The 14,414-nt window shown below is 56.0% G+C and carries 13 protein-coding genes; 8 read left to right on the top strand and 5 right to left on the bottom strand.

From position 1 onward, the window contains the following. The first annotated feature begins 34 nt into the window (after window positions 1–34). From HB779_RS23150 to HB779_RS23130, 6 genes are all read left to right on the top strand, one after another. Window positions 35–1,186, top strand: coding sequence for a gamma-butyrobetaine dioxygenase (locus HB779_RS23150; RefSeq protein WP_188346740.1), 1,152 nt, complete (start codon window positions 35–37; stop codon window positions 1,184–1,186). Continuing rightward, window positions 1,186–1,779: an HD domain-containing protein gene (locus HB779_RS23145; RefSeq protein WP_188346739.1), complete on the top strand. Its 594-nt coding sequence runs from the start codon at window positions 1,186–1,188 to the stop codon at window positions 1,777–1,779. The genes HB779_RS23150 and HB779_RS23145 overlap by 1 nt, the downstream gene beginning before the upstream one ends. Before the next feature lie 430 nt (window positions 1,780–2,209). Next, a complete protein-coding gene (locus tag HB779_RS25865) occupies window positions 2,210–3,463 on the top strand; it encodes a caspase domain-containing protein (RefSeq protein ID WP_371823971.1) in 1,254 nt (417 codons plus the stop codon). Next, window positions 3,454–4,365 (top strand): hypothetical protein, encoded by a 912-nt coding sequence (locus HB779_RS25860; protein ID WP_371823970.1) that lies wholly within the window; start codon window positions 3,454–3,456, stop codon window positions 4,363–4,365. The genes HB779_RS25865 and HB779_RS25860 overlap by 10 nt, the downstream gene beginning before the upstream one ends. A 133-nt stretch (window positions 4,366–4,498) precedes the next feature. Continuing rightward, window positions 4,499–6,034 carry a DUF1800 domain-containing protein gene (locus tag HB779_RS23135; protein ID WP_188346738.1) on the top strand — a complete coding sequence of 512 codons (1,536 nt, stop codon included), beginning with the start codon at window positions 4,499–4,501 and terminating at the stop codon, window positions 6,032–6,034. A gap of 30 nt (window positions 6,035–6,064) precedes the next feature. Further along, entirely contained in the window at window positions 6,065–7,252 is a 1,188-nt protein-coding gene (locus HB779_RS23130) for a DUF1501 domain-containing protein (protein WP_188346892.1), read from the top strand. 102 nt (window positions 7,253–7,354) lie between these two features. Here the strand turns inward: HB779_RS23130 and HB779_RS23125 are convergent, their stop codons facing one another. Together HB779_RS23125 and HB779_RS23120 are read right to left on the bottom strand one after the other, a co-directional pair. Next, a complete protein-coding gene (locus HB779_RS23125; RefSeq protein ID WP_188346737.1) occupies window positions 7,355–8,701 on the bottom strand; it encodes a HAMP domain-containing sensor histidine kinase in 1,347 nt (448 codons plus the stop codon). Beyond that, window positions 8,698–9,372, bottom strand: coding sequence for a response regulator transcription factor (locus HB779_RS23120; protein WP_188346736.1), 675 nt, complete (start codon window positions 9,370–9,372; stop codon window positions 8,698–8,700). The genes HB779_RS23125 and HB779_RS23120 overlap by 4 nt, the downstream gene beginning before the upstream one ends. Window positions 9,373–9,637: 265 nt before the next feature. On the opposite strand from HB779_RS23120, the gene HB779_RS23115 reads away from it, so the two are divergent. Further along, window positions 9,638–10,225 (top strand): class I SAM-dependent methyltransferase, encoded by a 588-nt coding sequence (locus HB779_RS23115; RefSeq protein WP_188346735.1) that lies wholly within the window; start codon window positions 9,638–9,640, stop codon window positions 10,223–10,225. 6 nt (window positions 10,226–10,231) lie between these two features. Beyond that, a complete protein-coding gene (locus HB779_RS23110; protein ID WP_188346734.1) occupies window positions 10,232–10,936 on the top strand; it encodes a DedA family protein in 705 nt (234 codons plus the stop codon). An 86-nt stretch (window positions 10,937–11,022) separates the two neighbouring features. Here the strand turns inward: HB779_RS23110 and HB779_RS23105 are convergent, their stop codons facing one another. From HB779_RS23105 to HB779_RS23095, 3 genes are read right to left on the bottom strand one after another with little or no spacing between them, the layout of a single operon-like run. Further along, a complete protein-coding gene (locus tag HB779_RS23105) occupies window positions 11,023–11,748 on the bottom strand; it encodes a ribonuclease activity regulator RraA (protein WP_188346733.1) in 726 nt (241 codons plus the stop codon). 13 nt (window positions 11,749–11,761) lie between these two features. Further along, window positions 11,762–13,498: an L-arabinonate dehydratase gene (gene araD / locus HB779_RS23100; RefSeq protein ID WP_188346732.1), complete on the bottom strand. Its 1,737-nt coding sequence runs from the start codon at window positions 13,496–13,498 to the stop codon at window positions 11,762–11,764. Window positions 13,499–13,540: 42 nt separating this feature from the next. Continuing rightward, entirely contained in the window at window positions 13,541–14,410 is an 870-nt protein-coding gene (locus HB779_RS23095) for an ABC transporter permease (RefSeq protein ID WP_188346731.1), read from the bottom strand. Window positions 14,411–14,414: the final 4 nt, after the last annotated feature.

Below are 14,414 nucleotides of genomic sequence, written 5' to 3'. Positions count from 1 at the left end.
CGAAAACATTCCCACCTTTGCTTAGGAGCCGGACATGCCAGTAAAAACTGAAATTGAGATTATTGATGAGGGACGCGCCGTTGCGATCGTATTACCCAATGGTACGAAGCAGCGGTTTCACGCCGTCTGGTTGCGGGACAATGCGTGGGACGAAAACACCCGCGCGCCGGGCAATGGCCAGCGTCTTATCACCCTTGGCGACATTCCCGTCGATACGCGCATTTCAGCAGCGAAATCCGAGGCGGGATTGCTGCATCTGACCTTCCAGCCGGAAAATCGCACAATTACGTTCGATCCGAATTGGCTGGCAGATCACGGCTATGACAGCAACCACAGCAAGGCTTCCGGCTGGACCGGACCGGATATCAAAACATGGGACGCGAGCTTGAGTGCAGGCATTCCAATTGGCGATTTTGGTGCGGTCAGCCGCAGTGAAGAGGCCTTGCGCGACTGGCTCTATGGCGTGCGCCGTTATGGCTTCGGCAAGCTGGTGGGCGGACCGGTTGAAAGTGGCGCGTTGTTCAAGGTGGCCGATCTCTTCGGCTATGTGAGGGAAACCAATTATGGCCGTCACTTCGAGGTTCGCACCGAAGTGAACCCCTCCAATCTTGCCTTTACCGGCCTTGGCCTGCAGGCGCACACGGATAACCCCTATCGTGATCCGGTTCCGACGCTGCAAATCCTTTATTGTCTGGAGAACTCTGCTCAGGGCGGCGAGAATATGGTCGTCGATGGATTTCGCGCAGCAGAACGGCTGCGTGAGGAAAATCCACGAGGTTTTGAACTGCTGACACGTTATTGTGCGAATTTCGAATATGCCGGGAGTGCCGGTGTCCACTTGCGGTCACGCCGTCCGATGCTCGAACTCGCACCGGATGGAGAACTGATCGGCATTCGCTTCAACAACCGCTCGACCGCTGCGATCACTGATGTTCCCTATGAGGATATGGCGGATTATTACGCTGCTTATCGCCGCCTTGGCGAGATCATCGACGACACATCCATGGAAGTGACATTCAAGCTGGCTCCAGGTGAATCCTTCGTTGTCGACAACACCCGTGTTCTGCATGCCCGCAAGGGTTATTCCGGCGCCGGTTCCCGCTGGCTTCAGGGCTGTTATGCCGACAAGGATGGATTGCTTTCGACACTCAGCGCCATCGAATCGCAAAACCGGAAGGCGGCGTGATGACAAAACCCGATCCTGAAAAGCTGTCACCAGATACGATCGTCGAGTTCCTCGGTAATATATTTGAGCGTCGCGGCGGCGAAGAATATCTCGGCGAACCTGTCACCATGGCCGAGCACATGCTGCAGGGCGCTTATATGGCCGAACAGCAGGGTGAGCCGGAGATCATTATCGTCGCAGCCCTGCTGCACGATATTGGCCACTTCACCAGCGAATTCGGTACGTTTTCCATGGATGACGTGCATGACAAGCATCACGAAGAAGCGGGTGCTCAAGTTCTGGAACGCTTTTTCCCCAGCCTTGTCATTGATTGTGTGCGCTATCACGTGGCCGCCAAACGCTACATCTGCGCGACCGATCCGGCTTATTTCGGGCAACTCTCAGCCGCGTCCATTCATTCGCTCAAATTGCAGGGCGGGCCGATGAACGATGTCGAAATTGCCGAGTTTGAGAAGAACCCGAATATCAGGGAAATCGTGCGAGTCCGTCATCTTGATGATGCCGGCAAGATTGCCGATATGGCGACGCCGGGCTTCTCGCATTTCGCCCCGATGGTGCAGCGTATTGTGAATGCACATCTGTACCATCATTGATTGACAACACGTTGCAACGTGATGCGATGCGGACTGAGCCGGTGGCTTGGTCCGCATTTTCATTTGTGCGAGCAGCAAGCGCGTCTAATCACCCAGTATACGGATTTGCGTATAAACCAAAAATATACGCGAATCCGTATTGGAAGCAATGCGGCGGAACCGTTGAGCGCCATTCGCAAATTTTCGGCAAATTGCCGATCTTTCACCTAAACAGAATTTAATGAAAGCGCTCACGATTTTGCCGAAATCGTGGATCACTCCTTGCCCGGTGCCGATCTAGAACGCACGACACTCTCGGTAAAAAGAGAGACGCGCAGCACGCAAAGGACCCGAAAAGGTGATCGAGATGCGACTGATCCGGATATGTCTTGCCGTACTTCTGATGTGTGGCTCTTCATCCATTGTCACTGTGGTTAGAGCCCAGGCACCCTTGGAAAAAAGAATTGCACTTGTTATCGGCAACTCGGCCTATCAGGCCGGCGCGCTGCCAACGCCAGCCAATGACGCGGGCCTCATTGCCCAGACATTGCAGGCTGCAGGGTTCGACGTGGTGGGAGCGCGCGACCTTGATCAGGACTCGCTTCGGCACACATTCCGGGATTTTCTGGATAAAGCCAGCGCGTCCGGTCCTGACACTGTGGTCTTCGTTTATCTCGCCGGTTATGGGGTCCAGTACGAAGGCGATAATTATTTCGCCGGTGTTGATGCAAAAATCGCCCATGCAACGGATGTTCCCGTAGAAGCCATAAGGATTTCTGATTTCACGAAATCGCTCGCAGCATTACAGAACAAGGGCACCATGATGGTGCTTGATGCCGCAAGAACCAATCCGTTTGTCCGGTCGGATCAGCCATTGGCCGGCGGATTGGCTATCGTCGAGCCCGATCCCAATGTGCTGATTGGTTTCAATGCGGCGCCCGGCACGGTCGCGCCACCAGAGCCAGGTCCCTATGGTGCCTATGCACATGCACTTGCCGAAATGATGCGCATGGGCGGACTGGGACTTGATGACGTGTTTGATCGCACACGTCTGCGCGTCAGCGACGCGACAAAAGGTGGAGAATTGCCGTGGAATGTCTCTAAATTCCGCACGCCTTTCCTCTTCTTTGATCGGGGCCCCGACGCGCCGGCACAACAGACGTCCTCTCTTCAAAACAGTGCAATGCGCAGCAAAGCCATACGCGATTTCGATGCCCGGGATGCTTATCTTGCAGCGCTCGACCGCGATACGCTGCGTGGCTATGAAGATTTTCTCGCAGCTTATTCGGATGATCCAATGGCAAAACGGGTTCGGGCTATTGTTGCTGCCCGCCGCGAAGCGATCACATGGCGCCAGACCTGGATTGCCGATTCGCCAGAGGCTTATTGGTCTTATCTGAGACGCTATCCGCATGGCCCGCACGGGTGGGACGCCCGCCGCCGCCTGGAGCATTTCGAGGCATCACTCGAGCCGCCGGCATCTTTTGCGGTGATTGCTTATGATGTGCCCCCGCCACCTGAAGCGGAGATCGTCTATGTGGATCGTCTGGTTCTTTTTTCGACGATCCTGAATTTGGTTTTATGCCACCGCCCCCGCCGCCCGTCATTTTTCTGCCGCCACCACCACCGGAATTTGTGGTTCTGGCAGCGCCGCCAGAACCAGTTGATTCCTACGTTCTGCCAGTCCCGGTATTCGTGCCGGTAGCTGCGTGGGTTCTGCCGCCGCGTGATGTAGCCCCGCCGGAAAACAACGTCATCTACAACAATATCCACAACACGATCATCCACAACACCACGACGATTGTGCAAGAACCGGCCGCTTCTCCCAAACCGGGCCTAACGACCGGCCAGACATTGGCCGGGGCGGCTATCGCAGCGGGCGCCACCGCCGCCGCATTGCATGTGGCCCTACCGCCATCAGTGCAGAAAAAGGCGGTATCCGTTCAAAAGCAAAATCCAGCTGCGGTAGCCAAGTTGTCTGCATCTGCCGGTGCAGTTCCCGCTGTGATCAAGCCGCAAGATAATCATTCTTTGCCCGGTGCCAATGGCAGCAAATTACCGCTGCTCAACGGCAAGCCTGCTGTACAGAGCCCAACGCCCTCACAGGCATCAGTCCCGCAGGCCGGTTCGAAGCTGCCGGGAAAGGTGACGACCGCGACGGTTAAACCTTTGCCGGGGCGAGCGCTGCCGCCTGCGCCGATCGTACCTACCGTCAGCGGTGAATCTGCAAACGGCAATCCTAAGAACAATGCGGTGAAAAATGCCAGTCCCGCAGCGAAACGCGAGGCATTACCGAACGTTGCCATGCATGCCCAGCCGAAGGCTATCATCAATCCGCATGCCCGTAGCGTAGCGCCCATCGTTGCAAAGTCGAATGCGGGTCCGCGTCCACATAATCCGGTGGTCCTCCGCCCTATGGCTCAGAATCCACGCCAGGTGAATCAGGCTGGAAACAACGCGCAGTTGAGGAAGGCGTTTGTTGCCAAACCTCAAGCCCATGCGCAGTTGCAACCTCGCCTGCAGGTTAAAAGGCCTCCCGCAATGGCCCCGAAAAAGCCTTCCGGAAAATTGTGCGGGGAGCACGGTCTGCTAGCCTGTCCGAAATAAGGCAGAAATAGCATCTCAGACTAAGGGTCATCGCTCTATCCGCCACCGGATTGGCCGATGACCCCAGAAAGAATTGAAAGCCCAAATCGTCGCCATCGCGATGCATCAAACGTTCATTCGGCGGAGTCAGAGCATGCGCAGGGTTCGGACAGCAGCGTTTTCAATCAGTGGGCTGGTCTTGGCCGGCTTTGTCAGTGCCGGCACAGCACATGCTGAGGACGCCGGTTCTTCACAGACCGTCCGGGACCTTGCTCTGGTGGACTCGGTAAGTTGGGGCGTCAATCCTTCAACCATGGCGGTGTTTCATACGCTTGGCCGGGAAAAATGGTTGCAAATGCAACTTCATCCCACATCGAATATGTTGCCGAAAGCTGTCCAGGCGCAGATTGACGGCATGCCCGTCAGTCAGAAATCCGCGCTCGATCTCACTACGGACTTCGACACCCAGTCGCGCGCAGCGAACCAGATTGTCGACCCGGATCAGAAAGCTGCGGCGCAAAAGGCTGTTCAGGATGGCATGAACGATATGGTGAGGCAGGCCGCCACCGCCAGCATCTTGCGGGCACTCTACTCGCCCGATCAGTTGCGCGAAAGGATGACCTGGTTCTGGTTCAATCATTTCAACGTGCATCAATATAAAGCCAATCTGCGCATCCTTATGGGTGATTACGAAGACAAGGCCATTCGATCGCATGCGCTGGGGCGGTTTCGCGATCTGCTGACGGCAACACTGCGTCATCCGGCGATGATCCGCTATCTGGACAATGCCGACAATGCGGTCGGCCACATCAATGAAAACTATGCAAGGGAGATCATGGAGCTGCACACCATGGGTGTCGGCTCAGGTTATACACAAAAGGATGTCGAGGAACTTGCGCGCATCCTGACGGGTGTGAGCATCGATGCCAAACCAGACAATCCCAAGCTGAAACCGCAACAACAGCCGCTTCTGCTGCGCGACGGGCTGTTTGAGTTCAATCCGGCCCGGCATGATTTCGGAGACAAAGTTCTATTGGGTGATACCGTCAAAGGTCGAGGCTATGGAGAAGTTGAAGAGGCTATCGCTATCCTCTGCAAACAGCCGGCAACGGCCCGGCACGTGTCCCGGCAACTGGCAATTTACTTCGCCGGGGATACGCCGCCATCACCACTCGTCGATCGGATGGCACAGACCTTCATGCGCACGGACGGCGATATTGCCAGCGTGCTCGACACACTGTTCCATTCGCCCGAGTTTGTTGCTTTGTCCGGAAGCCGTTTCAAGGATCCGGTTCGTTATGTCTTTTCGGCCGTGCGCCTTGCTTATGACAGCAAAGTCATCGTCAACAGCGCGCCGATCCAGAACTGGCTTAATCGACTGGCAGAGGGACTTTACAACCATCAAACGCCCGACGGCTACGCCATGACTTCGTCAGCATGGAACGGGTCGGGTGAAATGATGACGCGGTTCGAAATTGCCCGTCAGATCGGATCCAATTCCGCCGGACTCTTTAAAGCAGCGACTGCAGATGCTGTCGATCAGCCTGCATTTCCGCTGCTTGAGAATGGACTGTATTTTTCCAGCCTGCATTTAAAGCTTTCCGCACCAACACAGACCGCATTGGACAAGGCGATTTCGCCTCAGGACTGGAACACGCTGTTCCTGTCGTCACCAGAATTCATGCAGTAAGGATGGCCTTACAAGGAGACGAAGATGCATATTAATCGCCGTGATCTCATTGGTGGACTAGCAGCATTAAGCTCCATGACCGTTGCGGGCCGAGTCTGGGCCGCGCCAAAAACTGACGCAAGGTTGCTCGTCGTGTTTCTGCGCGGCGCCTATGATGCGGCAAATGTGGTGATCCCGATCAGCAGTGACTTCTATTATGCGTCACGGCCAAATCTGGCTATCGCACGGCCGGATCCTGCGGTTGCAACTTCAGCACTTTCTCTGGACGTTAATTGGGGACTTCATCCGGCTCTACGGGATACGATCCTCCCGCTTTACCAGAAGGGGCAGGCGGCTTTTATCCCCTTTGCGGGTACCGATGATCTGACACGCAGCCACTTTGAAACCCAAGACACGATTGAGCTTGGACAAGACGTCAACGGCGTACGGGATTACCGGTCCGGGTTCATGGCGCGACTGGCAGATACACTGACCCGTGTCCGTCCCATCTCCTTCACGGATCAGATGCCGCTGACGTTCCAAGGTGGAGAACCCATCCCCAATATTGCAATCAACAGCGTGGGAAAACCGGGGATCGACAGCCGTCAAGCCAGCCTGATCGCATCCATGTATGACGGCAAATCTCTTGCTGGCTCTGTTCGAGAGGGCTTCCGTGTCCGTGATGATGTCTACAACGCCATCACAGACCACATGATGGAAGCAAGCCGTGGTGCCGTGTCGCCGAAGGGCTTCGAGCTTTCCGCCCGGCGGATTGGCCGCTTGATGCGTGAACAATTCAACCTTGGTTTCGTTGATGTCGGCGGTTGGGACACACATGTCAATCAAGGAGCGGCGAGCGGCTATCTGGCAGACAGGTTGAGTGAGCTTGGACGCGGACTGGCTGGCTTTGCTGAAGAGATCGGCCCTCAATGGCAGGAGACAGTTGTTGTCGTCGTCTCGGAATTTGGGCGCACGTTTCGTGAGAACGGCAATCGCGGCACGGATCATGGCCATGGCAGCGTTTACTGGGTGCTGGGTGGCGGCATCAAGGGCGGGCGCATTGCGGGCGAGCAGATAGCGGTAGATCAATCGCATCTGTTCCAGAACCGGGATTATCCTGTCCTGACGCATTATCGTTCGTTGTTGGGCGGATTATTCCAGCGAATGTACGGCCTGGACCAAAACGGACTGCAACGGGTATTTGCAACTGTTCAACCACGGGACCTCGGGTTGGTATGAGAGGATCGCAAGCGTGCACCCACGCGAGAACCGCTGCTGATTCCTGCCGGCTGTGGTCGCTGATTGGATGACCCTTTCGCGGGATATGGACAGGTGTTCTGGTTAGAAGTTCATTTTGAAACAAGCCCCCTTGGGACCCCTGTTGCTAACCTCGATCGTGCCGTTGTGCAATTCCATTATCTCTTTGACCAGATTGAGACCCAGACCGGTTCCTGAGCTGTTCGGACGAAGCCGATTGAACGCCTCAAAGATTTCTTGTCTGTTCTCCGGGGAAATCCCCGCGCCTTCATCCGTTACAATGATCGATTTTGTTTCCAGAACCTTTATCAAAATCATTCCTGAGCAGCCGCCATGGTCAATAGCATTCTGGACCAGATTGGTGAGCGCGCGCTCAATGGACATTTGATCGCCGTGCACCATGAGTTCACTATCGTCCGACTCAAATGACATCTCATAACCCGCCGCAAATGCCAACGGTGCCAGATCAAATACGACACGTCCGGCGATTGCTACGAGATTTACCAGCGCAAAGGCGACGGGCGAGTGGTTCAATCTCTGCAGATCGAGAAGTTGGCCGCTCAAGATTGCCAGTCTGGACGCATCCTGCAGGAGTTGCGTTTTCTCCGAGCTAGGGGACAGGGCCGCGATCCGGGTATTAAGAATGGCAATAGGTGTGCGTAGCTCATGTGCAGCTTGAGCCAAAAAACGTTCATGCGATGCATAACCCTTGTCGAGCCGGGTCAAAGCATCATTGACGGCATTCACAAACGGGCTGATTTCCTCAGGCACCTCACCTGCTGACAAGCGTACACCGCGTTGATTATAAGTGATCTGTGCTGCTTGATCCGCAGCCCTTCTAACCCCTTTCAACGCGAAGCGTACGACAAGAGGGGTGATGGCGAGAGTGGCCAAAGCTATTACCATAAAAAGCGGAATAATAGCCGTCAGCACTCCAGCCGAGATGCCGGTCATCATCCTGTTGAATGACATGCGTCCCTGTGTTCCTGTGAATATCTGTACATCCCCTATTGCCGTTTCCTGCCACTTAACAATTGCATCAGGGCGTTTCGCTCGGCCCAACTCATTGTTCAAACGAGCGTCACTGATATGATCCAGCAGACTCAACGTTTGGGCGAATTGGGAAGGAACTGTTCCTTGAGACAGCTGCTGTCCATTCCGGTCGCGAATGACGAACCACAAATTACCAACATCCGCTCGCAATTGGACTATCTCGGGGGTGTCAGCGACAATGAGCTGTCCTTCCGCGTTCCTTGACAAGGCGTCTTTGAGAACATCCAGACTGCCTCCCTCGTAATCTTCTATCAGATATCCAGACCCCCAAAGGCTGCCCATGATAATGGTCAGCACCGATAATATAATGAGGATCTCAAACAACAGCAGTCGGCTGACGAGCCGCCATTTCAGCGATCTCGCACTCCACCAACTCATGCCGTTTCCCGTAAAAGATACCCAAGACCTCGGATACCGTTGATCGTCACGCCGGCACCGGCATCCGAGAGTTTGCGCCGAACCCTCGATATATGCGTATCCAGCGCATTTGAATCGATCTCATCATTCATGCCAAAAACCGCTTCCATAAGCGTGGCGCGCTGGACCATTCGCCCCATTCTGCGCATCAATGCCTCAAGCACGAGGACTTCTCGCCTTGGCATTTCCACCCGCTCTCCTGCAACCCATGCCTCGCGATGGGCAAAATCAAACATCAGTTGGCCCATCTTTGCCACTTCCGGCACGACACTGGACGGCCGCCGCAGCAAGGCGCGAACACGAGCCAGAAGTTCTTCGAAAGCAAAAGGTTTGCCGAGGTAATCGTCGGCCCCGCTTTGCAGTCCAGCGACACGATCATTGAGATCACCACGAGCTGTCAGCACAAGAACAGGAATGTTTTGACCATTCGCACGCAATCGCGGAACCAAAGACAGTCCGTCTCCATCGGGCAGTTGGCGGTCAAGAACAAGCACATCATGTACATTGTCTTTCAACATGAATTCAGCAGCAGCGATCGTTGAAACACTGTCGACGATCATGTTCTGACGGGTGAGAACGTTGCAAAGAGCAGCGACCATTTCCTTTTCGTCCTCGACCAGCAATACCCGCATCGCAGTTCCTTGTGTGTCCGCTCGCCATTGAGATCGCGCAGAGTGGTCTTTCTACATTGAGCCTACCTTGCATCGGAAAACTGGCTGGAAGAAGCAAATTTCGTCAAGCCGCGGCGCGTGACACGCTACCTCAATCTAGAGGCCGCATCCGTCTCCTCGTCAATAACAATTCAATTCAGGAGCGAACAATGAAAGTAACTCACGATAACAGGACAACCCGTCGGGCTTTCAGCATTTATCCCGGTTTGTGAAGAAGGTTCGAAACATGCCATTTACAGATATCCTTCCTTTTCTCCGCTCCTGGATACGCAATCCGCTGCGCACTGCGGCAATTCTACCTTCGGGATCCAAGATTTCTGCGCTGATGACCGGGGAAATTGATCCTCACCGGGGCCCAGTGCTCGAACTCGGCCCGGGTACGGGTCCTTTCACGCGCTCACTTCTTCAACGAGGTGTGCCTGAGGCAAATCTTACACTTGTAGAATACAGTTCTGAATTCGCCAGCCTCTTGAGAGGTCGATATCCCAATGCCAGGATTCTCCGCATGGATGCTGCACGGATCGGCGATTTCGATTTGTTTGAACCCGGTTCTGTTGGCGCTGTTGTCAGTGGACTAGGCGTTCTCACAATGCCACCGAGACAGGTCAAAAATATTCTCAACGGAGCCTTCAAGTACCTGCGTCCGGGTGGCGCATTCTACCAAATTACCTATGGTCCGCGCTGTCCTGTATCGAAAAAGATTCTGGATGTTTTGCAACTGGAGGAGAGCTTCGTCGGTAAAACTATCCGGAACATTCCGCCCGCATCCGTCTACCGCATTAAACGGTGTTTTGAAACGGCAGGATTGAGTTGATATCCGATGGAAACACCTCATATCATTGCATGGTTGATCGGTTATGGATTTATCGGCATCACATGTCTGGCAGCCATCGAAAAGTTTGTGCCTTTATTTCCTTCTTACGTTTTGCTGATGCTGTTGGGTATGACAATACCCGATACATATAACCTCATAGCGATCATTGCCGCGACGACGTTAGGGTCAACAGCCGGTGCTTGCTGCTGGTTTGCAATTGGCCGGACATTGGGCGGCGAGCGAGTTGCGATCAAAGTAAAGCGATATGGCAAGTTCATTTTTCTGAGTACGCGGCTTTACGACCGCCTCACGAATGCATATCGCCGCAATCACTTCTGGGTCACTTTAGTAGGACAAACGATTCCGACTGCCCGCGTCTATCTGGCACTTCCGGCGGGCATACTTAAACTGGATTTTCTGCCTTTCAGTGCAGCGACATTGTTGGGAAGTCTTCTGTGGAACGCACCGTTCCTGTTCTTGGGATATCTCTTGAGAACGTCTCGGTATGACCCGTACGAAGCGGGCTTTTGGGCAGCTGTCTGCCTTCTTGGACTGGAGACCGTTATTGTCGCTGTCGCCACTATCTACAGGCGGCGCCCGCCGAGGCAGATACGCTTAGCGGATACTATAGTAAAGAACGACATGACAATGAAACAGTCGCGCGAGCCGAACAGGCAGAGTATTCCTATTCAAGGACCATCAACGTCGTGAGCGCATTGCCAACTGTTTGACATCAATCCGGGTGATTATGGCTTTTGACACCCGCGATGTCTCGATCTGCTGATTGCAGGCCTCTTCTACCGCCCGTGTTCCTTGCGCCACGCATCGTATTTCTGCTGGTGCTCTTCCTTGGTGCACGGGTAAAGGCCGATGATGGCCTCTCCGGCCTTGACCTGAATGAGCACAAAATCCTCGAAACTTTCCATGGCTGTGCACTCGTCGGCCAGTTCGTCGGCAAGGTGGGCGGGTATGACCATGACGCCGTCGCGATCACCGACCAGCACATCGCCCGGGAACACCCCGACATCGCCGCAGGAGATTGGTACGTTGATGTCAATAGCCTCGTGCAGGGTCAGGTTGGTCGGCGCCGAGGGTTTTGTATGATAGGCGGGCATGTCAAGCGCGCCGATACCGGCAGCGTCACGAAAGCCCCCATCGGTGACGACACCGGCAGCACCGCGCAGCGCCAGACGGGTGATGAGAATGGAACCGGCAGTGGCAGCTCTGGCATCCTTGCGGCTGTCCATGACGAGCACGTGGCCGGGAGGGCAGGTTTCGATGGCCACGCGTTGCGGATGGTCCGGATTGCGGAAAACGGTGATCGGATTGCGGTCCTCACGCGCCACGATGTAGCGCAGGGTGAATGCCTGACCGACCATGGTCTCGGTTTTCGGTGCCACCGGCAGCACGCCCTGGATAAACTGGTTGCGCAGGCCGCGCTTGAACAGCGCCGTGGCGATGGAAGCGGTCGATATCTTCTTGAATTTGGCGCGGGTGGCGTCGCTCAGAACGTAGTCGGACATGGTCATTCCTTTCTCAGTAAATATCCGGTTCGCCGGTTGATTTGCCAAAGCCGGTTTCCAGAAAATCGAAGTCGCAGCCTTGATCGGCCTGTGTGACATGGCGGGAGAACATCCAGCCATAGCCGCGCTGAAAGCGGGGTTCCGGTGCCTTCCATTCGGCCTTGCGGCGGGCGAGCTCGGCCGCATCGACCAGCATGTCGAGGCTGCGGTTCGGCAAGTCCAATCGGATGATGTCACCTGTCTTGAGCAACGCGAGCGGGCCGCCGATATAACTTTCCGGCGATACATGCAGCACGCAGGCACCGTAGGAGGTGCCGGACATGCGGGCGTCGGAGATACGTAGCATATCGCGGTGCCCCTGTTTGATCAGCGCTTTCGGAATGGGAAGCATACCCCATTCCGGAAAACCCGGGCCGCCCAGCGGGCCGGCATTGCGCAGCACCAGAACATGGTCCGGCGTCACGCCAAGGTTTTCGTCGTCGATCGCTTTTTTCATCTCGGGGTAACTGTCAAAGACCAAAGCCGGGCCCTGATGCACGTGGTATTTCGGATCGCAGGCGGCAGGCTTGATCACGGCGCCGTTGGGGCAGAGATTGCCGCGCACGACGGCGAGAGATCCTTCGTGATAGACCGGGTTGGAAAGCGGGCGGATGACGTCGTCATTATAGACCTGCGCGCCTTCGAGGTTTTCACCCATGGTCTTGCCGGTGACTGTCAGGGCCGAAAGCTCCAGCCGGTCGCCGAGCTGTTTCATCAGGGCCCGCAGGCCGCCTGCGTAGAAAAAATCCTCCATCAGATAGTCCTTGCCGGAGGGGCGGACATTGGCGATCAACGGGGTGACGCGACCAAGCGCATCGAGGTCGTCCAGCGTCAGGTCGACACCGGCGCGGCGGGCCATCGCGATCAGATGGACGACCGCATTGGTGGAACAGCCCGTCGCCATGGCGACGATCGCGGCGTTGCGGCAGGCAGCTTCGGTGATGATCAGGTCTGGTGTGAGGTCTTCCCAAACCATATCGACAATGCGACGGCCGCACGAGGCGGACATGCGCTGGTGGTTTGCATCGACGGCCGGGATCGATGAGGCGCCGGGCAAGGTCAGGCCCATCGCGTCGGCGATCGCGGTCATTGTCGAGGCGGTGCCCATAGTCATGCAGGTGCCGGCCGAGCGGGCGATGCCGCCTTGCACGCCCAGCCATTCGGCATCGGAAATATTGCCGGCGCGGCGTTCATCCCAATATTTCCAGGCATCCGAACCGGAGCCAAGGATCTTGCCGGCATAATTGCCGCGCAGCATTGGCCCGGCGGGGAGGTAGATCATCGGCACGCCTGCGGAAATCGCACCCATCACCAGACCGGGCGTGGTCTTGTCGCAGCCGCCCATCAGCACGACGCCGTCGAGCGGATGCGAGCGGATCATCTCCTCCGTCTCCATCGCCAGCATGTTGCGATAGAGCATCGAGGTCGGCTTGGTGAAGCTCTCGTCAACTGAAAGGGAGGGCATTTCGACGGGAAAGGCACCGGCTTGGCTGACGCCGCGTTTGACATCCTGCACCCGCTCCTTGAAGTGCGAATGGCAGGTGTTCAGCTCCGACCATGTATTGAGGATGCCAATGACCGGTTTGTCGCGAAAGTCCTCTTCCGCATAACCCAGCTGCATCATGCGGGACCGGTGACCGAACGAACGCAGATCATCGGGCGCGAACCAGCGCGCGCTTCGCAGCGTATCGGGTGTTTTTCTATCTCTCATGGGACTGACCTTCTTTGGAGCCGGGAAAAGAGCGCTCGAAGGCTACTCCTTCATGCCCCATTTCTGGATGGTGTGGCGTTCGATCGTCTGGAACACCAGGTTCTCGACGATCAGGCCGATGATGATGACGGTGAGAAGTCCGGCAAATACCGCAGGAATATCCAAGAGGTTGCGGTTCTCAAAGATGAACCAGCCGAGACCGCCCTGTCCGGACGAGACGCCAAATACGAGTTCGGCGGCGATGAGGGTGCGCCAGGCGAAGGCCCAGCCGATCTTCAGGCCGGTGAGGATGGACGGGAAAGCGGCCGGTACAAGGATACGCAGCACATAGGGAATGCCGGTCAAGCCATAGTTTGCACCGACCATGCGCAGCGTGCGCGACACGCCGAGGAAGCCGGAATGGGTGTTGAGTGCAACGGCCCAGAGCACCGAATGGATGAGTACGAAAACAAGACTTGAGGCACCAAGCCCGAACCAGATAAGCGCGAGCGGCAACAGCGAAATGGCTGGCAGCGGGTTGAACATCGCCGTCATGGTCTCGAGGAAATCGGTGCCGATGCGGGTGTTGATGGCGAGCACGGTCAGGAATGCGGCAAGTACGGTGCCGATGACATAACCCATGAACAGGACCTGCAACGTCGTCCATATACGCGCCGGCAACACTCCGTCGGCGAAGCGGTCGATCAGCGTAAGGATCGTGTCGCTGAGTGTCGGGAACAGCAGCGGATTGTCGAGGTAGGAAGCGTAGACCTGCCAGATGATCGCCAGGATCAGGATCAGCAATGTCTTGCGCAGCGCCCCGATGCCCCAGAGCGTTTCGAATGCGCTCAGCTTCTGTTCAACCGGCTTGACGTTGTCATAGGGCTTGGGCGCATCGGCATCCGGCGCAAGGATGATGTTTGGAGACAGCATGGCT

It is taken from the genome of Phyllobacterium sp. 628 (assembly GCF_014189505.1).
Classification (GTDB): domain Bacteria; phylum Pseudomonadota; class Alphaproteobacteria; order Rhizobiales; family Rhizobiaceae; genus Phyllobacterium.
This window is presented reverse-complemented; position numbering and strand designations above follow the sequence as displayed.

Excerpts from the sequence above, each read along its gene's own strand:
- HB779_RS23150 (WP_188346740.1), top strand. The coding sequence starts at position 35 with ATGCCAGTAAAAACTGAAATTGAGATTATTGATGAGGGACGCGCCGTT.
- HB779_RS23145 (WP_188346739.1), top strand. The coding sequence starts at position 1,186 with ATGACAAAACCCGATCCTGAAAAGCTGTCACCAGATACGATCGTCGAG.
- HB779_RS23135 (WP_188346738.1), top strand. The coding sequence starts at position 4,499 with ATGCGCAGGGTTCGGACAGCAGCGTTTTCAATCAGTGGGCTGGTCTTG.
- HB779_RS23125 (WP_188346737.1), bottom strand. The coding sequence starts at position 8,701 with ATGAGTTGGTGGAGTGCGAGATCGCTGAAATGGCGGCTCGTCAGCCGA.
- HB779_RS23120 (WP_188346736.1), bottom strand. The coding sequence starts at position 9,372 with ATGCGGGTATTGCTGGTCGAGGACGAAAAGGAAATGGTCGCTGCTCTT.
- HB779_RS23115 (WP_188346735.1), top strand. The coding sequence starts at position 9,638 with ATGCCATTTACAGATATCCTTCCTTTTCTCCGCTCCTGGATACGCAAT.
- HB779_RS23110 (WP_188346734.1), top strand. The coding sequence starts at position 10,232 with ATGGAAACACCTCATATCATTGCATGGTTGATCGGTTATGGATTTATC.
- HB779_RS23105 (WP_188346733.1), bottom strand. The coding sequence starts at position 11,748 with ATGTCCGACTACGTTCTGAGCGACGCCACCCGCGCCAAATTCAAGAAG.
- araD (WP_188346732.1), bottom strand. The coding sequence starts at position 13,498 with ATGAGAGATAGAAAAACACCCGATACGCTGCGAAGCGCGCGCTGGTTC.
- HB779_RS23095 (WP_188346731.1), bottom strand. The coding sequence starts at position 14,410 with ATGCTGTCTCCAAACATCATCCTTGCGCCGGATGCCGATGCGCCCAAG.